Genomic DNA, 20267 nt, shown 5'->3' on the forward strand with positions numbered 1-20267 from the left:
ATGACGGGCTTGTCGACGACCGTCAGCATTTCCTTCGGAACGGCCTTTGTGGCCGGAAGAAAGCGGGTACCGAGACCCGCTACTGGAAAGACTGCCTTACGTATCTTCTTCTGTGCCACGCACACCTCCTGAAGCACAATTCATTGCGCCGATCACAATCCCGTCAACTAGGGCTGATTTACGACCTTACGAACACCGGTGACCTGCACGGGGCAGATATGGTAAAGAGTTTGTTGACCCCGTCCTGTTATCTAATCGTTAAGCCGGACACCACGCTCGGTGAAGTATGAAACTTGAAGAGCAACGGACACGACTGCCGATGACCATTTTCGCCACCAATCGCTTTCGCGGCCTCGCCCTCGCGCTGATCGCAGGGGCAGCCCTCGCGACCAATCCGATACATGCCCGTGCCGATGCGGGTTTCAAGTCTTGGGTTGCAAATTTCTACCCCACAGCCGCCAAGGCGGGCATCAGCCGCTCGACCTATGACAATGCCTTTGCCGGAGTGACGGCACCCGACAAGGAAGTGCTGGAAAAGGCGGCTTATCAGCCTGAATTCAAGTCGCAGATCTGGGACTATCTGGATTCGCGCGTGAACCCCTACACCGTCAAGATCGGCCAGGAGATGCTCCACAGGCATGGCCGCACGCTTGCCGCGCTGGAGAACCACTTCGGCGTCGACAAGCATGTCCTGTTGGCCATCTGGTCGATGGAATCGAACTACGGCGCCGTCTTGGAGAAGCCCGACCGGCTGCACCACATTCCCCAGGCGCTCGCAACGCTTGCTTGGGGAGACCCGAAGCGCGCCAAATTTGCGCGTACGCAGCTCATCTCGGCGCTGAAGATCCTGCAGTCGGGTGAAGTTGCGCCGACGCAGCTGACCGGCTCCTGGGCCGGCGCCATGGGCCACACGCAGTTCATTCCGTCGAGCTACCTCCTCTATAAGTTCGACGCCGACGGCAACGGACGAGCCGACATCTGGAACTCTATCCCGGATGCACTCGCAACCTCCGCCAACCTGCTGGCTAAGAACGGCTGGCAGACCGGCAAGACCTGGGGCTACGAGGCCGTCCTTCCTCGCGGGGCTGCCAAGTATGACGGCCAGACCAAGACACTGGAGCAATGGGCGGCACTTGGCTTCTCCCGGCCCAACGGCAAGCCCTTCCCGCGGGCCAGCGACCGTGCTGAATTGAAGCTGCTCGCTGGCGGCAATGGCCCGGCCTTCCTGATGACGCGCAACTTCTTCGTCATCAAGCGTTACAATGCCGCCGACAGCTACGCGCTCGCCGTTGGCTTGCTCGCCGACCAGATCGCCGGATATGGCGGCATGCATCAGCGCTGGCCGCGGCCAGACGGCACGCTGGACGTCGCCGAGAAGTTCGAGCTGCAGACGAAGCTCAAGCAGCTCGGCTATTACGATGGCGAGATTGACGGCAACTTCGGCTCCGGCTCGAAGGCTGCCATCACCGCGATCCAGCAGCGGCTCGGCATGGAAGCCAATGGCGAGCCCTCCCATCATCTCCTCAAGGCCCTGCGCTGAGTTGACATCGACAGTGTCTCGCCCCAGATCGCAGACTTGAACGCTGGGGCGAGAGCAGACGGCAAAAGCATGAAGGTTTTGCAGAACATGGGCGGCGGACGCATTCTGACCCGAGCGATGGTGGCTTTCCTCGCCCTGCTCCTCGCATGGCCCATGCAGTGGAGCGCCGCGTCCGCGCAAGAGCGGGTGCCGCGTCGCAATCTCCTGGATATGCTGTTTGGCGGCGGTCGCCGCTACATCGATCCCCCGCCTCCCGTTCGGGAAGTGGTTCCGCGGCGTGCGCGCCAAAGGGAACAGAGGCCGGCACGGCGCAACCGTGCTCCGGCAACGCGCGCCTCCGCCCCGCGCCCCGCACCGCCACCCGCCCCCGCAAAGCCCGAGCCGGTAAACAAGCTGGAAAATGCACGGCCCATCCTCGTGGTCGGTGACTTCCTCGCCGGCGGCCTGGGCGACGAGTTGAAGACCGCGTTCGAGCAGTCTCCCGGCGTTGTCGTGGACGAGCGGAGCAACGGCTCGTCCGGTCTCGTTCGCCAGGATTATTACGACTGGCCGCAGCAGCTCCCGGGCATGATCGAGGAGGTCAAGCCGGCGCTCGTCGTAGTGATGATCGGCGCCAACGACCGGCAGCAGATGAAGACCGAGAATGCGCGGCTCGAATTCCCGAGTGGTGCCTGGTTCAAGGAATACGAGGAGCGCGTGCGCGAGTTTGGCACCATCGTGACGAGCCGCAAGATCCCGCTCCTGTGGGTCGGCCTGCCGTCCTTCCAGTCGCCGTCATTCATGCGGGATGCGGTGAAGCTGAACGGCATCTACCGCGCCGAGGTCGCCAAGATCGGTGGCGAATTCGTCGATATCTGGGATGGCTTCGTCGACGAGGACGGCAAGTTCGTCGTCACCGGATCGGACATGAACGGCCAGCAGGCGCGCCTGCGCGGCTCCGACGGCATTAACTTCACCACCGCCGGCAAACGCAAGCTCGCCTTCTACGTGGAGAAATATGCGCGGAGACACTTGGGCGAGATGGCAAGCCCGGAACTCGTGAAGCTCGACGCCAGCAACCTGCCGGAGCTTCAGATCCTGCCGCCCTCGCCCACGTCGGCCGTCCCGGTCCAGCCGATCGGGATGACGGATCCTGCGCTCGACGGTGGCAGCGAGCTTCTCGGTGCTGCACCGCCGCCGCCGCCGACCGTGGAATCGCCCCGTGACATGCTCGTCAAGCGCGGCGAACTGCCATCACCGCCCAAGGGACGGATCGACGACTACGCGCTGCCGAGCATGCAGTAGGGAATGTGCTGGCGGTCAGACCGGCAGGACAGATGCTCCCATCAGAGCCTCGTCGATCGCGCGCGCCGCCTGGCGGCCTTCACGGATCGCCCACACCACCAGGGACTGGCCGCGGCGAACGTCGCCGGCAACCCAGAATTTGTCCACCGACGTCTTGTAGTCGCGGTCGTTGGCAACGACGTTGGCCGATCCGCGGCGATCGACGTTGAGCGTGAGCTTGCCTTCCAGCTCGTTCAGAACGCCTTCCTGCAGCGGCCCGGAAAAGCCGATCGCGATGAAGGCGAGATCTGCCTTGATGATGAACTCCGTGCCGGCAATCGGCTTGCGGCGCTCGTCAACCTCGCAGCACCGCACACCGGTGAGGTGCCCGTCCTCGCCGACGAATTCCAGCGTCGCGACCTGGAATTCGCGCGCTGCCCCTTCGGCCTGCGACGATGAAGTACGCATCTTCGTTGCCCAGAAGGGCCAGACGGCGAGCTTGTCTTCCTTTTCCGGCGGCTGCGGGCGGATGTCGAGCTGCGTCACCTTGACCGCGCCCTGGCGGAAGGCAGTGCCGACGCAGTCGGACGCCGTATCGCCGCCGCCGACGACCACCACATGCTTGGCACCGGCTAGAATCGGATCGGCAGGCCAGCCGACGCTGTCGATGTTCTCGCGTCCGACGCGACGGTTCTGCTGGACGAGATAAGGCATGGCATCATGCACGCCCTGCAGGTCGACGCCCGGAATACCCGCAGCGCGCGGCGTTTCGGAACCGCCGCAATAGAGAACCGCATCATGCTCGGCGATCAATTCCTCGACCGGCTTGTCGACACCGATGTTGACGCCGCAGTGGAAGGTGACGCCCTCGCCCTTCATCTGCTCGACGCGGCGGTCGATGAAATTCTTCTCCAGCTTGAAGTCGGGGATGCCGTAGCGAAGCAGCCCGCCGGGCTTCGTCTCCCGCTCGTAGACATGCACGTTGTGGCCAGCCCGGCCCAGCTGCTGGGCGGCTGCAAGGCCGGCAGGACCCGACCCGATGACCGCGACCTTCTTGCCGGTCTTCGTGGTGGCCGGCTGTGGCGCGACCAGACCGAGTTCATAAGCCTTGTCCGCAATCGCCTGCTCGATCGTCTTGATCGCAACCGGCGCATCCTCGAGGTTCAGCGTGCATGCTTCCTCGCAAGGCGCAGGGCAGACGCGGCCCGTAAACTCGGGGAAATTGTTGGTCGAATGCAGGTTGCGGATCGCCTCTTCCCACTTGCCGCTGTAGACGAGGTCGTTCCAGTCGGGGATCTGGTTGTGCACCGGACATCCAGTCGGACCGTGGCAATAGGGGATGCCGCAGTCCATGCAGCGCGCCGCCTGCTTCGTCACCTCCGCATCCGACATGGGAATGGTGAATTCGCGGAAATGGCGGATACGGTCCGATGCCGGCTGGTACTTCATCACCTGCCGGTCGATTTCGAGAAAACCCGTTACCTTGCCCATGTCTAAACCCTTGTCTCCGCTGCTACCGCAGCCAGTTCTCGATCTTCAATCCCGGCACCCGGGAAAACTCTCTTTCGTTGTCCGTCACCAGCACCGCGTCCAACGCAAGTGCGTGTGCCGCGATCAGCATGTCCATGTCGCCAATCGATTGTCTGCTGCGGCTCAGACTGTCTCTGACTGCAGCGTAGTGAATTTCTGCCGGCGCTTCCCAAGGCAGTACTTCGAAATCACCCAGAACCGCCTCAACCAGTGTCGCCAGACGCTCCGACCCCTTCTTCACAATCCCGTACCTCAATTCGGCGGCGACGATGATGCTCGTGACGAGATCGCCATCTTCGAGAGCTGCGATCCGCTCACCAAACTTGCCCCGTGGGTTGCGAATCAGATCGAAGATCACGTTGGTGTCGAAGAGGTAGCTCACTCAGGCACATCCAGATCCACCGGCCGGAGAGGAAGATCCTCGATCTCCGGAAACTCCTCTCCCAGTAGCTCCGCCTGCCGAAGATATGCCACCAACTCGCCCGGTGTTCGCTTCTGCTTTCCCGGGCGGATCGTGATGATGCCATCCACTTCCTGGCGGATGACGACCTCATTGCCGGAAAGTCCGAAATCGCTCGGAATCCGCACCGCCCGGCTTCGACCGTTCATGAAGATCCTTGCCTTCCGCTCCTTCGCTATCGGCTGCATCGCTACCTCCACCTTGTAATATGACAATGTCATATTACAAGACCTGACTTGTTTCAACTACTCCGCCGCAACCCCCATGCGCATGCGTTCCATCTCTTCCAGTGCACGACGGTATTCCACCGGCATGACCTTGCGGAACTTCGGCCGGAATTCGGTCCAGCGGTCGAGGATCTCCTTAGCCCGCTCCGAACCCGTATAGTGCAGGTGGTTGGAGATCATCTGGTAGAGGCGCTCCTCGTCGTGGCGGGTCATGTCTTCCGATACGTCGACGCGGCCCTTGTGCATGAGATCGCCGCCGTGATGGTGCAGCTTCTCCAGCATGTCGTCTTCTTCCGGAACCGGCTCGAGCTCGACCATCGCCATGTTGCAGCGCTTGGCGAATGTGCCTTCCTCGTCGAGCACATAGGCCACGCCGCCGGACATGCCCGCCGCAAAGTTGCGGCCCGTTTCGCCGAGCACCACCACGATGCCGCCCGTCATGTATTCGCAGCCGTGGTCGCCCACGCCCTCGACGACGGCGATCGCACCAGAGTTTCGCACGGCGAATCGCTCGCCGGCCACGCCGCGGAAATAGCACTCGCCGGTGATCGCGCCGTAAAGCACGGTGTTGCCGACGATGATCGCCTGCTCGGCCTTCAGCTTCGACGTCTCCGGCGGACGAACGATGATGCGGCCGCCGGACAAGCCCTTGCCGACATAGTCGTTGCCGTCCCCGACGAGATCGAAGGTGATGCCCCGGGCCAGGAAGGCGCCGAACGACTGGCCGGCGGTGCCGCGCAGCGTCACATGGATCGTGTCGTCCTTCAGCCCCTTGTGGCCCCAGCGCTTTGCAAGAGCTCCGGAAAGCATGGCACCGGCAGAGCGGTCGACGTTCTTGATCGGCACTTCGAAGACCACCGGCTCCTTGTTTTCCAGGGCCGGCATCGACTTCTCGATCAGCTTGCGGTCGAGGATACCGTCGATCGGGTGATTCTGGCGCTCCGTCCAGTAGGTCGCCTCCTTCGGAGCCTCCACCTTGTGGAAGATCTTCGTGAAGTCGAGACCCTCGGACTTCCAGTGGGCGATCACCTCGTCCTTGGACAGCAGTTCCGACATGCCGATGATGTCATCGAGCTTGGTGAAGCCCAGCGCCGCCAGCATCTCGCGCACTTCTTCGGCAACGAAGAAGAAGTAGTTGATGACGTGCTCCGGCGTGCCCTTGAAGCGCTTGCGCAGCACCGGATCCTGCGTCGCAACGCCCACCGGACAGGTGTTGAGGTGGCACTTGCGCATCATGATGCAGCCAGCCGCGATCAGCGGTGCGGTCGCGAAGCCAAACTCGTCGGCACCGAGCAACGCACCCACGATGACGTCGCGGCCGGTTTTCAGGCCGCCGTCGACCTGCAGCGCCACACGCGAGCGCAGACCGTTCAGCACCAGCGTCTGCTGGGTTTCGGCAAGACCGATCTCCCAGGGGCTGCCCGCATGCTTCAGCGAGGTAAGCGGCGACGCACCCGTGCCACCGTCGAAGCCGGCAACGGTGATGTGGTCCGCACGCGCCTTGGCGACACCGGCAGCAACCGTGCCGACACCGACTTCGGACACCAGCTTGACCGAGACATCCGCTTCCGGATTGACGTTCTTCAGGTCGTAGATCAGCTGTGCCAGATCTTCGATCGAATAGATGTCATGGTGCGGCGGGGGCGAAATCAGGCCGACGCCCGGCGTCGAATGCCGCGTCTTGGCAACGGTGGCATCCACCTTGTGGCCGGGCAGCTGGCCACCTTCGCCGGGCTTTGCGCCCTGCGCCACCTTGATCTGCAGCATGTCCGCATTGACCAGGTATTCCGTCGTGACACCGAAGCGGCCCGAGGCGATCTGCTTGATCGCCGAGCGCTCCGGATTCGGCGAGCCGTCCGCCAGCGGGAAGTAGCGATCGCTCTCCTCGCCGCCCTCGCCGGTGTTCGACTTGCCGCCGATGCGGTTCATCGCGATCGCCAGCGTCGTATGCGCCTCGCGGCTGATCGAGCCGAAGGACATGGCACCCGTGGAGAAGCGCTTGACGATGTCGACCGCAGGCTCGACCTCGTCGATCGACACGGGATTGCGGCCAACTTCTTCCGCCGACTTGATCTTGAACAGTCCGCGAATGGTGTTCATCCGCAGCGCCGTGTCGTTCACCATGGCCGAGAATTCGCGGTAACGATCCTGGCTGTTGCCGCGCACCGCATGCTGCAGCGAGGCAACAGCATCCGGCGTCCAGGCATGGGCCTCGCCGCGCATGCGATAGGCATACTCGCCGCCGATATCGAGCGTGCGGGCCAGAACGGGATCCGCGCCGAAAGCGGCCTGGTGGCGTGCCACGGTCTCTTCGGAAATCTCCTTGAGGCCGACGCCCTCGATCGTGGTCGCCGTTCCGAAGAAGTACTTGTTGACGAGCTCGGACGACAGGCCGACGGCGTCGAAGATCTGCGCGCCGCAATAGGACTGGTAGGTCGAGATGCCCATCTTGGACATGACCTTAAGAATGCCCTTGCCGACCGCCTTGATGTAGCGGCTTACCACTTCGCCGGCATCGACTTCCTTGGGGAACTCGCCGCGGGCGTGCATGTCGGTCAGCGTATCGAAGGCGAGATACGGGTTGATGGCCTCCGCGCCGAAGCCGGCGAGACAGCAGAAGTGGTGGATTTCGCGCGGCTCGCCGGACTCGAGGACGAGGCCAACCGAGGTGCGCAGACCCTTGCGGATCAGGTGGTGATGGACAGCCGCGGTCGCCAGCAAGGCCGGGATTGCGATCCGGTCCGGGCCGATCTGGCGATCGGAGAGAACGATGATGTTGTAGCCGCCGCGCACGGCCGCTTCCGCTCGCTCACAGAGCCGATCGAGCATTTCGGGCATGCCTTCGGCGCCGCGCTCAATCGCATAGGTGAAGTCGAGCGTCTTGGTGTCGAAGTGATCCTCCATGTGACCGATAGACCGGATCTTCTCCAGGTCGCCATTGGTGAGGATCGGCTGGCGCACTTCCATGCGCTTCGCCTTCGCCATGCCCTCATGGTCGAGGATGTTCGGACGCGGCCCGATGAAGGAGACGAGGCTCATGACGAGTTCCTCGCGGATCGGGTCGATCGGCGGGTTCGTCACCTGGGCGAAGTTCTGCTTGAAATAGGTGTAGAGCAGCTTCGACTTCGCCGACATGGCCGAAATCGGCGTGTCGGTCCCCATCGAACCGACCGCTTCCTGCCCGGTCGTCGCCATAGGCGACATCAGGATCTTCGTGTCTTCCGATGTGTAGCCGAAGGCCTGCTGGCGATCGAGCAGCGACACGTCGCGGCGCAGCGCGCGCGGCTCGACAGGACGCAGCTCTTCCAGGATGATCTGGGTGCGGTCCAGCCAGTTGCGGTAGGGATGCTTGGTGGCAAGCTCGCTCTTCACTTCCTCGTCGGAAATGATGCGGCCCTTCTCCATGTCGATCAGCAGCATCTTGCCCGGCTGCAGGCGCCACTTCTTGATGATGGTCTCTTCCGGCACGGGCAGAACGCCCGCTTCCGAGGCCATGATGACGCGGTCGTCGGAGGTGACGACATAGCGCGCCGGACGAAGACCGTTACGGTCGAGCGTGGCGCCGATCTGCTTGCCGTCGGTGAAGGCGACCGCTGCAGGTCCGTCCCACGGTTCCATCAGGGCAGCATGGTACTCGTAAAAGGCCTTCCGCTCCGGGCTCATAGACTGGTTGCCGGCCCAGGCTTCCGGGATCAGCATCATCACCGCATGCGCCAGCGAGTAGCCGCCGCGGGTCAGGAACTCGAGCGCGTTGTCGAAGCAGGCCGTGTCCGACTGGCCTTCGTAGGAGATCGGCCAGAGCTTGGAGATGTCTTCACCGAAGAGCGGCGACGAGACCGACGCCTGGCGCGCCGCCATCCAGTTGACGTTGCCGCGCAGCGTGTTGATCTCGCCGTTGTGGGCGACCATGCGGTACGGGTGCGCCAGCTTCCAGGAGGGGAAGGTGTTGGTCGAGAAGCGCTGGTGGACAAGCGCCACGGCAGATTCGAAGCGCGGGTCCGACAGGTCCTTGTAATAGGCGCCCACCTGGTAGGCCAGGAACATGCCCTTGTAGACGATCGTCGAGGACGACAGCGATACGGGGTAGAAGCCGGTCTCCTGGCCGCCGAACTGGTCGTAGATGCGGTTCGACATCACCTTGCGGACGAGGAAGAGCTTGCGCTCGAACTCATGGTTTGTCGTCGCATCCCGCCCCGCGCCGATGAAGACCTGCAGGTGATAGGGTTCGGTCGCGGCGATCTCCGGCGCCTTGGAAAGCGAGGAATTATCCACGGGCACGTCGCGGAAACCAAGGAACTGCTGCCCCTCCTCCGCGATCACATCGACGATGACCTTCTTGAAGTGCTCCACCTGTTCCGCGTCGCGTGGCAGGAAGAAGTGACCGACTGCATATTCCCCGGCCTTAGGGAGCGTCACGCCTTGCTTTGCCATCTCGTCCCGGAAGAAGCGGTCCGGGATCTGCACGAGAAGACCGGCGCCATCGCCCATCAGCGGGTCGGCGCCAACGGCGCCGCGATGGGTGAGGTTTTCCAGGATGAACAGGCCATCCTTGACGATCTGGTGCGACTTCTGGCCCTTCATGTGCGCGATGAAGCCGACGCCGCAGGCATCATGCTCATTGCGCGGATCATAAAGGCCCTGCGCGGACGGCGCGAACGGACGCGTGACTGCCATCTCGGCCTCTCGGGAACCCGCGCCGGCGGCATGCATGTCAACAATCTTCGTCATCGTCGTTCCTCCTTCGGTCCCGCAGGACAAGGTGGTTGAATTCCATCAGGCCGTCTGCCGCACCGACACCGCCGGCACCTTCGTCGCAGGAGCGTGAAAGCGGACGCAGGCCATAGAAATAGGACAGCACATATGACCTATTTCTCAAAGTTCTATGCCACACTTGAGCGGGCATCACAAGAGCGGGCGCCTTACAATCGAAGGAGCATCCGACAGAAGATTAGCGAGGCATCGACTTCCCTGTAACTTTATTGCCGCTGGACCCGGTTTCAGAGTCTCTTCTTGCCACCCACCGAACAGCCAGGACGCCGGATTGATCCGCGGAGCAAAATGGCTAAGGTCCACTCCTCCCAAGCCTTAAGGAATTTCCCACGATGTTTTTTGCTTCCGACAATTGGGCCGGCGCTCATACTGCGATCAATGAACGCCTGATGCGGGAATCGATCCGCTTTGCCGCCGCCTACGGCACGAGCGATCTCGACCGCGCCATCGAGCAGCGCTTCAACGAGATCTTCGAACGCGAAGTGGCGGTCTTCTTCGTCGCCACCGGCACCGCAGCCAACTCGCTGGCGCTCGCGAGCGTCGAGCGGCCGGGCGGCGTCGTCTTTGCCCACAGCGAAGCTCATGTGATCGAGGACGAGTGCGGCGCGCCCGACTTCTTCAGCGGCATGCGCATGATACCAGTCGAAGGCGCGGAAGGAAAGATCAACCCCTTGAATCTGAAGGCCCGTATGGCGCGCTACCCGCAGACTGCCGTCCACCACGGCCGCGCCGCGGCGATCACCATCACGCAGGCGACTGAAGTTGGCAGCATCTACAGCCTCGACGAAATCCAGGTAGTTTCCGACATCGCCAAGGCGGAAGGCCTGCCGCTGCACATGGATGGCGCCCGCTTTGCCAATGCCCTGGTGGCGCTCGATGCGACGCCGGCCGAGATGACCTGGAAGCGCGACGTCGACATCCTCTCCTTCGGCGGCACGAAGAACGGCTGCTGGTGCGCGGAGGCAATTGTCTTCTTCGATCCCGCAATGGCGAAGGAACTGCCCTTCATCCGCAAGCGCGCAGCGCAACTCTTCTCCAAGTCGCGCTTCATCGCCGCCCAGTTCGAGGCCTATCTGAAGGACGACCTTTGGCTCGAACTGGCCGGCCATGCGAATGCGATGGCGGACCGCCTCCGCGAAGGGCTTCGCGCCTCCAACACCGCCCGGCTTGCCTGGCCGACGCAATCGAACGAGGTCTTCACCGTTCTTCCGAAAGAGATGATGAAGGCGGCCCAAGAGAAGGGCGCCAAGTTCTACGATTGGCTGGAACCGCGCGATATGCCGGAGCCGGTCGGCGATGACGAAGCGCTGATCCGCCTCGTCACCAGCTTTGCCACCACAGCGGAGGATGTGGACGCGTTCTTGAGCGCGATCGCTTGAACCACTGGCGGCGGTTCGCAGGCCGCCGCCAACCTGCTGGCAGGAACACTGCTTTATTCCGCGCGGCTACCCCGGTTTCGAAAGGATTTTGGTCGCGATAGACCACGCATCTCGCCACTGAAAAAGAAGCATCGCCACTCGCCAAGTGCGTTGCCGAGAAGCCTCTCATTCGCCGCGATCACATCCATCGCGTCGATCAGGTCCTTGGGTGGCGCCATGGCGGCAGGCTGGCTTGCCCCAAGCTTTGATGCGACGAGGCGGCGGATCTTGCCCATGTCCAGCAGCGTTCCCGGACAGGTCTTGGAGGTACGGAACTCCTCCTCCACCTCTCCCCGATCGATCAACCGGTTCACTTCGCGCTGGCCGATGATGTTCTCGACCGGGACATCGTATCTCTGCGCCAACTGAGCCAGTAGATCAGTGAGCGTGTCCTTCTGCTTTACGGTAAAATCGCGCCGGTCGCCGTGGCCGACACAGCAGACTCCAATCGAAAAACGATTTAGCCCCGCCACATGCGCGCCAACCTCTTCTTCCGGACGCCCCTCCTGCAAAGCACCATCCGGCAGTGATCCGTGCCGGTCGTCGATGATGACATAGTGATAGCCGATGCCTTTCCAACCCCGTTTGCGGTGCCAGTCGTCGATCTCGCTGACATCGACGTTGGCTATGTCGGCGGCGGCCGTGTGCACCACGAGCTGACGGATCTTGCGCATCACGTTCTTCCCACCACTGCACTCCTTCAAGTAGCATAGATGAAGAATTCAATCAGCCAAGGCGGCGCGAGCAAAAAGAAAACGGCCCCTCAGCGAGGAGGAGCCGTCCGAAGGCCGTAAGGTGACGAGACGCTTAGTTCACTGTCTGGCGGTCGACCTGCGCTTCGATCGTCTTCGGCGCATCTGAAGCTTCGGCGGCGATCGCGATGCGGCGCGGCTTCATGGCTTCAGGGATGTTGCGCAGGAGATCGATGTGCAGCAGGCCGTTCTTCAGCGATGCTGCCTGAACCTCGACGTGGTCGGCGAGCTGGAAGCGGCGCTCAAAGGCGCGCTTGGCGATGCCGCGATAAAGATACTCGCTCTGCTCGGCCTTTTCGTCCTCGCTCTTTTCGCCCTTCACGGTCAGCACATGCGCGTGCGCTTCGATGCTGAGTTCGCTTTCATCAAAACCAGCAACCGCCATGGTGATGCGGTAGGTGTTCTCGCCGGTGCGCTCAATGTTGTAGGGCGGATAGCTCGGCGCCTGATCAGGCTGCCCGCGCGTATCGAGAAGGTTGAAGATGCGGTCGAAACCGACAGTGGAACGGTAAAGGGGGGAGAAGTCGACGTGACGCATGTGTGTCCTCCTGGGAAGCGACGTTTGCGATTTTTCTTCAGATCGCTCCGCACCCCGTAAAGGCGATGCGGCAGCGGTTCAACGGACCCTTTCGGCGCCCGCAAAAACTAGATGGGAATTGCCGTTTTCAGCTTCAAGAGGTCTTTCGCGTCGGCGCCGCGAACGCCTGAATGGCGGATGAATGCCAGGTTCGGCGAAGGTTCAGCCGCCTCTTGCTAAAGCCTTTGTGAGGGTGGCCAGAGCGCCACCGTCGACTGAAGCCAAGTCCCTTCTCTTCAGTCTGCTGCCGGAGCAGAGGCCATCACCTCGCTCCGGCTTTTTTCCTTGACCTTGCCGGACGAGAGCCTATCGCTGGGGGAACCTCGCCGAAAGCCCAGGACCGATGGACGACATCCTTCACCTCACGCCGGACAACCCGCCGCCTGCCAACTATTCCGCCGGCTACTTCAACGGCTACAAGGGCGTCCGCCTGCGCTATGCGATCTTCCGCTCGGAAATCTCCCCGTCCAAGGGCACCGTCGTCCTGATGCAGGGCCGCAACGAGTGCATCGAGAAGTATTTCGAGACGATCCGAGACCTGAACGCCATGGGGCTGTGGGTCGCGACCTTCGATCTTCGCGGCCAGGGTGGCTCGGACCGCCTGCTGAAGAAGAAGCGGAAGGGACACGTGGGGCGCCTTTCACATTACGAACGGGATCTGGAAATCTTCCTCGAGCAGATCGTCCTACCCGATACCCGACTGCCCTTCTTTCTGGTCGCCCATTCGACCGGTGCGCTGGTTGCGCTGTCGGCTGCCCCGAGGCTTTCCAACCGCATCAGCCGCATGGCGCTGGCTGCGCCCTATGTCGGTTTGCGCCACGAGCGCCTGCCGGTCGGCCTGATCCGTCCCATTGCGGCGCTGGCCTGCTGGACAGGCTTCGGGAGCGCCTCGACCGGCGGCGACCGCAGCCAGCGACCGTTCGAAGGAAACCCGCTCACCTCCTCCGCAGAGCGCTTTGCCCGCGCGGCACGCCTCATGGAGGCGCATCCGGAACTCACCATCGGCGCACCCACCTTCCGCTGGCTGCATGAAACCCTGAAGGGCGCGAGGCGCGTGTCGCAGCAGGAGCACCTGACGAACATCACCATCCCGACGCTGCTGCTGGCGCCCGTTCTCGACGGCGTCATCCCCTATGCGGCGCAGGAGGAGCTTTCGCGCAACTTCCGCGCCGGGCAGCTGGTAACGATCAATGGCGCCCGCCACGAGCTCTTCTTCGAGCGCGACATTTACCGGGCCCAGGCGCTTGCTGCGATCGAAGCCTTCATGCCGGGCCTGGACGGCGGCATGGATCTTTCGGAAACCGCCGCTTAAGGCCCCGTCAGCCGGCGAGGATCGCGATCGCCTGCTCGTGCAGATCGGCCGTCGCCGCCGCGATGATGTTGCCGCCCGCCTCCGGCCGGCCACCATCCCAGGTCGTGATGACGCCACCGGCATGTTCGATCAAGGGAATAAGCGCGCCGACATCATAGGGCTTCAGACTACTTTCGATCACCAGATCCACATGACCGGCGGCGAGCAGGGAATAGGCGTAGCAATCGGTGCCGTAGCGAAACAGCCGCACATGCCGTTCGACCGCATGATACCGCTCCGCCTCATGTTCGAGGAAGATATGCGGCGAGGTCGTAAACAGGATCGCATCCGAAAGCGCTCGGCAGTCGCGGGTGCGGATCTGCCGCTCCCCATCCGGTCCGCTATACCAGGATCGTTCCCCGTCGGCGAAATAGCGTTCTCCCGTGAACGGCTGGTCCATCAGCCCCATCACCGAACGGCCGCCGCTCTGGAAGCCGATCAGCGTCCCCCAGACCGGCACGCCGGAGATAAACGCGCGCGTGCCGTCGATCGGGTCGATGACCCAGATGTGCTCGCGGTCCAGCCCGATATTATCATGCTCCTCGCCGAGAATCCCGTGCTCCGGAAAGCGCTCCTCGATCAGCGCTCGAATCGCCGTCTCGGCCGCGCGGTCACCTGCGGTGACAGGATCGAAGCCCCCTTTCAGCTTGTTCGTCACATAGGCGCCGGTTCTGAAGCGTGGCAGAGTTTCCGCTTTTGCAGAATCAGCAAGGGCGTAGAAGAAGGCGCGATCGGGGAGCATGAAGACCTCGTGACGAAATTTGCTGCGCCGTTCTACCCGCCATCGGCTCGGATGCAATGTGGGCGAGATGCAACAGGTGCTGTCCAAATAATAGCCACAACAGCAATATGATTGACAATTGTGCAACGCAACAGTAGCGTGACATCACAGTCTTCGACTGTAATGCCCTCCTTGGGTGTTTCCTCCCTAGACTAGCCGCGCTTCGGCGCGGTTTTTTTTTGCCTGCTGCCGAATCAGCTTCCCTGCCTATTTCTGAATAGTTTAAGACGTCATTCGGCCGCCAGCGCCGTGGTGCTGCCGAATTCCTTGGCAAATTCCGCCATGCGGCGCATGAAGGTGAAGAGCTCCCCGGCGACCGTCTCGAAATCCGGCCCCTTTTCCAGCGTCAGCTCGTCCATGTAGAGCGCCCGGTTCACCTCGATCTGCAACGCGTGCAGCCCCCTCACGGGACGCCCATAGTGTTCGGTGATGAAGCCGCCCGCATAAGGCTTGTTGCGCACGGCGGAGAAACCGAGGTCGGTCAGGATCGCCACGGCCGCACGCGACAACTCGGCCGAAGCGCTGGTGCCATAGCGGTCGCCGATGATGATGTCCGGGCGGATGTCCGAGCCGGCGATGCGGATATTGCCCGGCATGGAATGGCAGTCGATCAGGATGCTGAAGCCGAAGCGGGCATGGGTGCGGGCGATCAGCTTGCGTAGCGCCGCATGGTAGGGCTTGTAGATCTCGTCGATCCGCGACAGCCCCTCTTCGACCGTCAGCCGCCGCCGATAGATCTCCATGTTCTCCGCGACGATCCGCGGGATGGTGCCAAGACCGCCGGCAACGCGAAGCGAGCCGATATTAGCATAGGGCGGCAGCGGCCCGTCGAACATCTTCGGGTCGAGCTCGTAGGGCTCGCGGTTCACATCGAGATAGGCACGGGGAAAATTGGCGGCCAGAAGCGGCGCACCAAGCTCCGGTGCTGCCGCGAAAAGCTCATCAACGAAGTGATCCGCAGAACGGCGGATGGCGACGGAATCAAGCCTGGCGTCGTGCAGAAAGGAAGGGGGATAGTGCCGTCCACTATGCGGGGAATTGTAGACGAAAGGAAGTGTCTGAGCGGTCGGTTCCGTGATCTCGAAATGGTCAAAACCGCCCGCTGCCCGATCCATCTAGCCTTTACCATGTCGCGAACTTCCCGATATGGCATGTTGCCAGTTGCCCCAGGTGAAGTCCATACTATCTATCTGTTCAAAAGATTGCGTCTGCCACCATTAAATGGGCGTTTACCCTGTCTTGGCTAGGCTGGATGCTCGAAATTTCTCGTGATGATGGACGACGGCCCAAGGATGATACAGAAAATTCTTCTCGCCGAAGATGACAACGATATGCGCCGCTTTTTGGTGAAGGCGCTGGAAAAGGCGGGGTACAAGGTCTCCTCCTTCGACAATGGCGCCAGCGCCTACGACCGGCTGCGCGAAGAGCCCTTCTCGCTGCTTTTGACCGACATCGTGATGCCGGAAATGGACGGGATCGAGCTTGCGCGCCGCGCCACCGAACTCGATCCCGACCTGAAGGTGATGTTCATCACCGGATTTGCCGCCGTCGCCCTCAACGCTGATTCGAAGGCCCCGAAGGACGCCAAGGTCCTGTCCAAGCCCTTCCACCTGCGCGACCTCGTCAACGAGGTCAACAAGATGCTCGCCGCCGCCTGAGCCACCAAACGAGGAGGTTCGAGGCCCGTCAAAAAAGCTTCGCATTCGCCAACAAAACCAGTTGACGGCCCGACCACCATATGGTCTATGCGCCGACATCGGATGGGCGTGTAGCTCAGCGGGAGAGCACTACGTTGACATCGTAGGGGTCACAAGTTCGATCCTTGTCACGCCCACCATCCAAGTTTCTGATCAAGGGCTTTCGGCATTTCCGGAGGCCCTTTTTCTTTGTCTGCAAGACGCCGCGTACGAGCTCGGAAGGCCCGCGAAAAGGTTACTGAATCCACCCTCGGCTGCGCCCTCGCCAGACGATCAAAGGTCGAGCATTCACCACCGGAATCGGTAGTCCGCCCGCAGCTTCGCCACTGCGCCCTCACCGCCCGTCTCGTCTCGTAGGGTGGCCTTCACCGTCAGCTGCTGCCCCAGCCTCTGTTCAACGGCCAGACCCCAGTTCACCTTCTCCAGAGAATCGGTGGTGGACGCCTCGGCAAGAACGCTGCTGCCGCTTCGAACACGCGTGACACGAATGGACTGGCTCGCGCGCAACCCGCCCCACGATCCGCCAGACCCGTCATAGCTGACGGCGTAGGCGCTGCGGCGCTCGATATTGAGCGTCGGCGTTGCGATGTGCTTTTTGTAGTAGTTGAGGGTCAGGCTGGCACTGCCACTCACCGCATCCAGCCGTCCGGTTGCAGTCTGCGTCACAGTCCCCGCCGGAGCGCTCTGCTCCTGCAGCTTGATGCTGCCCCACGCCGCCACGGGCGCATCGACCACCGCCCCGCCTTCCCCTGCAACGAGACCTCCATCAAGGCCGAGGGACGGCGCCAGCGTCAACGGCATCCGGACGCCTATGCGGGCAGAATAGGACGTGTCGGAGGCCTTGCTCGGCTGCCAGATCAGTGCATAGTCATCCGCCCGACCTGGCTGGGGCGCGAGCACCGCAATCAGGCATACAACAAACGGGATGGGCTTCATCCTTGGCCTCGATATCGAGTGCCCACACAAGAGAACATGGCATAGCCATCCTCTCTGTCAGACGTTGCAAATCAGGTTACTGCTCCCGAAAGCATAGCTGATTGTACCGCGACACCAATGCTGGAAATCGGAAACCGGAGAAAAGCCGCGCCGCTGTTGCTGCAATGCAGCACGGGTCCAGCGCATTAGTCGGTCTACAGCTTGCAGAGCCACCGACGCTATCATGTACCGACAAACAGCCGAGCGCGTTCCCGGCTTTGCGCCCGGTGGCCGTCAAACCTACAGCAGCGAAGGCCAGCCGCCCTTTCATCCGCCGGAAGTTGCGCCAGTGTGGCCTTGGAACAATTCCCATTACTGCTGCGTTCTCCCGGCCTCGAACGGAAGGGGTATTACCATGTTGAAATGGGCTCTGATTTTTCTCGTCATTTCTATTATCTCTGGCTTCCTCGGCTTCTCCGGCGTATCGGCTGCAACGGCCACCATTGCCAAGGTGCTGTTCTTCATCGCCCTCCTCGTCTTCCTGATCTTCCTCGTCCTCGCCTTCATGGCCGGCAGCCTGGCGTTTTGACGAGCGCCTATCGCTCCTCTCGCCATTCCGCATTGCGCTCCAGCAGCTCGATCTGGATCTGCTGGAGTTCGGCAAGCCTTTCCCACTGCCGTGCCATCTGGTGGTCGATCTTCTCGTGCAGCTGGCGGATCTCGAGTTCCGCCCGCAGGTTCACCATGTAGTCGTTCTGAGGCCGCTGGCGATCCTTATCCTCCTGCCGCTTCTGGTTCATCATGATGATCGGCGCCTGCAAGGCGGCAAGGCACGAGAGCACGAGATTGAGCAGGATGAAGGGATAGGGGTCGAAGGGGGCGGAGCAGGCGCGACACGTTTACTGCCGTCCAGGCGACGAGGATGAAGCAGAAGGTGCCGAGCCGCCCCATGACCCGCCGAAGGACCCCACCGCATCGGCGGCGCGTTCGCCGAAGGAGCGCGGCGGCTCCAGCGCCAGATCCGCGCTCGACTGCACCGTAAGGGCACCCTTCTCGAAACTGTCGAGCAACTGGCGGTCAAGTTCGGACAGCCGCCCCGCTCGTCATTGAGCAGCTTTTCTACATATCTCCGCCGATAGCGCAAGAGGTCCTCCTCGCAGATCAGCGCAGATCAGCGCATCACCGGAAAGACCGGGGACATCCTCAAAGACCATGGGCTGAAGAGACGGCCTGAGACCACCCAGCCGGCGTAGCTTCTGGTTTGGCAGGTTGCGGCAGCAGATCACGCAACGATGCTCGGCGCTGCCGCCACTGACAATGCTATTTTCACCAGGATTCTCAGCAATACCTGAACGTGCCCACGGATATTCTTCGGAGAGTGGAGAATAGTCACAAAAGATGCTCCACCACCTTGACGTTCCGGCGGTTCCATCGTTTCACTCCCTGCGCCGAAGCTCATGGCAAAGGGCCGTGCGGCAGCATAGAACGATCATCACTTGATTCCTTGAAGGCGGGCGAACAAGCATGACAAAGAAGATCATTCCCGTGATCATGGCGGGTGGCAAGGGCACGCGGCTGTGGCCGCTGTCGCGGGCAAGCGCGCCGAAGCAATTCATCCAGTTCGTCGGCGATCGCACGCTGTTCCAGGCAACCCTGTCGCGCGTCTCCGATCCGGATCTTTACGAGCCGCCGGTGGTTGTCACCAACGAGGATTTCCGCTTCCTCGTCGCCGAACAGGCGCGCGAACTGGGCGTCACGCTCGCCGGCACGCTGCTAGAGCCGATGGCGCGCAACACCGCAGCGGCCATCGCCGCCGCCGCCGCCTTCGTGGCAGACCGGTCAGGCGAGGATGCGGTGCTGCAGGTGCTTGCCTCCGATCACGAGATCGTCGCCGACGAACGCTATTTCCAGGCCATTCAGACCGCCCGCGATACGGCCCGCGCCGGCAAGCTCGTGACCTTCGGCATCGATCCCGCCGAACCTGCGACCGGCTACGGCTACATCGAGATCGGCCAGGCGCTGCCCGGTGGCGCCCATGCCGTGAAGGCCTTCGTGGAGAAACCCGTGCTGGCGGAAGCCGAGCGCATGCTGGCACAAGGCGGCTTCTACTGGAACTCCGGCATCTTCATGTTCACCGCAGGCCAAGTGCTGCAGGAGATGGAGGCCTATGCGTCCGAGGTTGCGGCTGCCGCCCGGGAGTCCGTCGAAAAGGCCGTGGCCGACCTCGACTTCATCCGGCTCGATGCCAGCGCCTTCGCCAGAAGCCCGGATATCTCGGTCGACTATGCGATCATGGAGAAGACCGGCAATGCTGCCGTCGTCCCCTCCTCCTTCACGTGGTCCGATCTCGGCAGCTGGGATGCGGTGTGGAAGCTTGGCGCACGCGACGAAGCTGGCAACGTCACCTCCGGCAACGCAACGCTCCTCGACACCAAGAACTCCTTGGTGATGTCGCGCACCAGCCATCTCGCCGTCCAGGGATTGGAAAATGTCGCGGTGATCGCGAGCGAGGATGCCGTCTATGTCGGCAGGCTGGAGAACAGCCAGAATGTCGGCAAGCTGGTCAAGCAGCTCGCCGCCGCCAAGGCCACCTCTGCACTGACCCAGTCGCATCCTACGTCCTATCGTCCCTGGGGCGGCTATACTTCGATCCTGAACGGCGACCGCTTCCAGGTAAAGCGCCTCTTCGTCCTGCCCGGCAAGAAGCTGTCGCTGCAGAAGCATCACCATCGCTCCGAACACTGGATCTGCGTCAAGGGCACCGCGGAAGTGACGGTCGGCGACGAGGTGAAGACGGTGCGCGAGAACGAATCCGTCTACATTCCCCAAGGCGAACTGCACCGGCTTGCCAACCCAGGCAAAATCCTGCTCGAGATGATCGAGGTGCAGACCGGCTCCTATCTTGGCGAAGACGACATCATCCGCATCGTCGACGAATTCGGCCGCAGCTGAGCCATACTCATTCACCTGATAAAATTTGAAACGT

The 20267-nt window shown here is 62.1% G+C and carries 17 protein-coding genes, 1 tRNA gene and 1 pseudogene; 8 read left to right on the forward strand and 11 right to left on the reverse strand.

Translation table 11 applies throughout. The features are described 5' to 3' along the window. Nucleotides 1-119, reverse strand: a pseudogene (locus tag MUU54_RS21275) (UTP--glucose-1-phosphate uridylyltransferase); the annotation flags it as partial. Nucleotides 120-319: 200 nt separating this feature from the next. On the opposite strand from MUU54_RS21275, the gene MUU54_RS21280 reads away from it, so the two are divergent. Beyond that, nucleotides 320-1540 (forward strand): lytic murein transglycosylase, encoded by a 1221-nt coding sequence (locus MUU54_RS21280; protein WP_247245967.1) that lies wholly within the window; start codon nucleotides 320-322, stop codon nucleotides 1538-1540. Nucleotides 1541-1609: 69 nt separating this feature from the next. Continuing rightward, nucleotides 1610-2824 carry an SGNH/GDSL hydrolase family protein gene (locus MUU54_RS21285; RefSeq protein ID WP_376742233.1) on the forward strand — a complete coding sequence of 405 codons (1215 nt, stop codon included), beginning with the start codon at nucleotides 1610-1612 and terminating at the stop codon, nucleotides 2822-2824. Between the two features lie 15 nt (nucleotides 2825-2839). On the opposite strand, the gene MUU54_RS21290 is transcribed toward MUU54_RS21285, so the two are convergent. The 4 genes from MUU54_RS21290 to gltB are packed head-to-tail and all read right to left on the reverse strand — an operon-like array spanning nucleotide 2840 to nucleotide 9730. Next, nucleotides 2840-4294 carry a glutamate synthase subunit beta gene (locus MUU54_RS21290; protein ID WP_247245968.1) on the reverse strand — a complete coding sequence of 485 codons (1455 nt, stop codon included), beginning with the start codon at nucleotides 4292-4294 and terminating at the stop codon, nucleotides 2840-2842. A gap of 22 nt (nucleotides 4295-4316) precedes the next feature. Then, the gene (locus tag MUU54_RS21295; RefSeq protein WP_247245969.1) at nucleotides 4317-4715 is read right to left on the reverse strand and encodes a type II toxin-antitoxin system VapC family toxin; all 399 of its coding nucleotides are present in this window, start codon (nucleotides 4713-4715) and stop codon (nucleotides 4317-4319) included. Continuing rightward, nucleotides 4712-4981 (reverse strand): antitoxin, encoded by a 270-nt coding sequence (locus MUU54_RS21300; protein WP_247245970.1) that lies wholly within the window; start codon nucleotides 4979-4981, stop codon nucleotides 4712-4714. Before MUU54_RS21300 ends, MUU54_RS21295 begins: the two co-directional genes overlap by 4 nt. 57 nt (nucleotides 4982-5038) lie before the next feature. After that, nucleotides 5039-9730 (reverse strand): glutamate synthase large subunit, encoded by a 4692-nt coding sequence (gene gltB, locus MUU54_RS21305; RefSeq protein WP_376742237.1) that lies wholly within the window; start codon nucleotides 9728-9730, stop codon nucleotides 5039-5041. A 392-nt stretch (nucleotides 9731-10122) separates the two neighbouring features. Here gltB and MUU54_RS21310 point away from each other — a divergent pair, with 392 nt between their 5' ends. Continuing rightward, nucleotides 10123-11169, forward strand: coding sequence for a threonine aldolase family protein (locus tag MUU54_RS21310; protein ID WP_247245971.1), 1047 nt, complete (start codon nucleotides 10123-10125; stop codon nucleotides 11167-11169). 53 nt (nucleotides 11170-11222) lie between these two features. Here MUU54_RS21310 and MUU54_RS21315 read toward each other — a convergent pair whose 3' ends face one another. Together MUU54_RS21315 and MUU54_RS21320 are read right to left on the reverse strand one after the other, a co-directional pair. After that, on the reverse strand, nucleotides 11223-11882 hold the full coding sequence (locus MUU54_RS21315; protein WP_247245972.1) for an N-acetylmuramoyl-L-alanine amidase: 660 nt from the start codon (nucleotides 11880-11882) through the stop codon (nucleotides 11223-11225). 133 nt (nucleotides 11883-12015) lie between these two features. Next, nucleotides 12016-12498 (reverse strand): Hsp20 family protein, encoded by a 483-nt coding sequence (locus MUU54_RS21320; protein ID WP_247245973.1) that lies wholly within the window; start codon nucleotides 12496-12498, stop codon nucleotides 12016-12018. 382 nt (nucleotides 12499-12880) lie between these two features. Between MUU54_RS21320 and MUU54_RS21325 the strand changes: the two genes are divergently transcribed. After that, complete coding sequence (locus tag MUU54_RS21325) at nucleotides 12881-13849, forward strand: alpha/beta fold hydrolase (protein ID WP_247245974.1); 969 nt, start codon at nucleotides 12881-12883, stop codon at nucleotides 13847-13849. Between the two features lie 7 nt (nucleotides 13850-13856). On the opposite strand, the gene hisN is transcribed toward MUU54_RS21325, so the two are convergent. Together hisN and MUU54_RS21335 are read right to left on the reverse strand one after the other, a co-directional pair. Continuing rightward, nucleotides 13857-14630, reverse strand: coding sequence for a histidinol-phosphatase (hisN, locus tag MUU54_RS21330; protein ID WP_247245975.1), 774 nt, complete (start codon nucleotides 14628-14630; stop codon nucleotides 13857-13859). A gap of 269 nt (nucleotides 14631-14899) precedes the next feature. Beyond that, complete coding sequence (locus tag MUU54_RS21335) at nucleotides 14900-15784, reverse strand: N-formylglutamate amidohydrolase (protein ID WP_247245976.1); 885 nt, start codon at nucleotides 15782-15784, stop codon at nucleotides 14900-14902. 177 nt (nucleotides 15785-15961) lie between these two features. Here MUU54_RS21335 and cpdR1 point away from each other — a divergent pair, with 177 nt between their 5' ends. Both cpdR1 and MUU54_RS21345 read left to right on the forward strand, forming a co-directional pair. After that, on the forward strand, nucleotides 15962-16327 hold the full coding sequence (cpdR1, locus tag MUU54_RS21340) for a response regulator CpdR1 (protein ID WP_247245977.1): 366 nt from the start codon (nucleotides 15962-15964) through the stop codon (nucleotides 16325-16327). A 104-nt stretch (nucleotides 16328-16431) separates the two neighbouring features. Further along, nucleotides 16432-16506: transfer RNA gene (locus MUU54_RS21345), tRNA-Val, on the forward strand. Between the two features lie 148 nt (nucleotides 16507-16654). Here MUU54_RS21345 and MUU54_RS21350 read toward each other — a convergent pair. Then, on the reverse strand, nucleotides 16655-17302 hold the full coding sequence (locus MUU54_RS21350) for a hypothetical protein (RefSeq protein WP_247245978.1): 648 nt from the start codon (nucleotides 17300-17302) through the stop codon (nucleotides 16655-16657). A 394-nt stretch (nucleotides 17303-17696) separates the two neighbouring features. Here MUU54_RS21350 and MUU54_RS21355 point away from each other — a divergent pair, with 394 nt between their 5' ends. Beyond that, nucleotides 17697-17870 (forward strand): DUF1328 domain-containing protein, encoded by a 174-nt coding sequence (locus MUU54_RS21355; RefSeq protein ID WP_247245979.1) that lies wholly within the window; start codon nucleotides 17697-17699, stop codon nucleotides 17868-17870. A 7-nt stretch (nucleotides 17871-17877) separates the two neighbouring features. Here the strand turns inward: MUU54_RS21355 and MUU54_RS21360 are convergent, their stop codons facing one another. Beyond that, on the reverse strand, nucleotides 17878-18123 hold the full coding sequence (locus MUU54_RS21360) for a DUF1003 domain-containing protein (protein ID WP_247245980.1): 246 nt from the start codon (nucleotides 18121-18123) through the stop codon (nucleotides 17878-17880). Between the two features lie 682 nt (nucleotides 18124-18805). Here MUU54_RS21360 and MUU54_RS21365 point away from each other — a divergent pair. Continuing rightward, nucleotides 18806-20233 (forward strand): mannose-1-phosphate guanylyltransferase/mannose-6-phosphate isomerase, encoded by a 1428-nt coding sequence (locus tag MUU54_RS21365; RefSeq protein WP_247245981.1) that lies wholly within the window; start codon nucleotides 18806-18808, stop codon nucleotides 20231-20233. The last annotated feature ends 34 nt before the right edge of the window (nucleotides 20234-20267 follow it).

The sequence above is a fragment of the Pseudorhizobium tarimense genome (assembly GCF_022968135.1).
GTDB classification, from domain to species: Bacteria; Pseudomonadota; Alphaproteobacteria; order Rhizobiales; family Rhizobiaceae; genus Neorhizobium; species Neorhizobium tarimense.

Coding starts and splice junctions, on each gene's coding strand:
- MUU54_RS21310 (WP_247245971.1), top strand. CDS start 10,123: ATGTTTTTTGCTTCCGACAATTGGGCCGGCGCTCATACTGCGATCAAT.
- hisN (WP_247245975.1), bottom strand. CDS start 14,630: ATGCTCCCCGATCGCGCCTTCTTCTACGCCCTTGCTGATTCTGCAAAA.
- MUU54_RS21355 (WP_247245979.1), top strand. CDS start 17,697: ATGTTGAAATGGGCTCTGATTTTTCTCGTCATTTCTATTATCTCTGGC.
- MUU54_RS21325 (WP_247245974.1), top strand. CDS start 12,881: ATGGACGACATCCTTCACCTCACGCCGGACAACCCGCCGCCTGCCAAC.
- MUU54_RS21280 (WP_247245967.1), top strand. CDS start 320: ATGACCATTTTCGCCACCAATCGCTTTCGCGGCCTCGCCCTCGCGCTG.
- MUU54_RS21290 (WP_247245968.1), bottom strand. CDS start 4,294: ATGGGCAAGGTAACGGGTTTTCTCGAAATCGACCGGCAGGTGATGAAG.
- MUU54_RS21365 (WP_247245981.1), top strand. CDS start 18,806: ATGACAAAGAAGATCATTCCCGTGATCATGGCGGGTGGCAAGGGCACG.
- gltB (WP_376742237.1), bottom strand. CDS start 9,730: ATGCATGCCGCCGGCGCGGGTTCCCGAGAGGCCGAGATGGCAGTCACG.
- MUU54_RS21300 (WP_247245970.1), bottom strand. CDS start 4,981: ATGCAGCCGATAGCGAAGGAGCGGAAGGCAAGGATCTTCATGAACGGT.
- MUU54_RS21320 (WP_247245973.1), bottom strand. CDS start 12,498: ATGCGTCACGTCGACTTCTCCCCCCTTTACCGTTCCACTGTCGGTTTC.
- MUU54_RS21315 (WP_247245972.1), bottom strand. CDS start 11,882: ATGCGCAAGATCCGTCAGCTCGTGGTGCACACGGCCGCCGCCGACATA.
- MUU54_RS21350 (WP_247245978.1), bottom strand. CDS start 17,302: ATGAAGCCCATCCCGTTTGTTGTATGCCTGATTGCGGTGCTCGCGCCC.
- MUU54_RS21285 (WP_376742233.1), top strand. CDS start 1,610: ATGAAGGTTTTGCAGAACATGGGCGGCGGACGCATTCTGACCCGAGCG.
- MUU54_RS21335 (WP_247245976.1), bottom strand. CDS start 15,784: ATGGATCGGGCAGCGGGCGGTTTTGACCATTTCGAGATCACGGAACCG.
- cpdR1 (WP_247245977.1), top strand. CDS start 15,962: ATGATACAGAAAATTCTTCTCGCCGAAGATGACAACGATATGCGCCGC.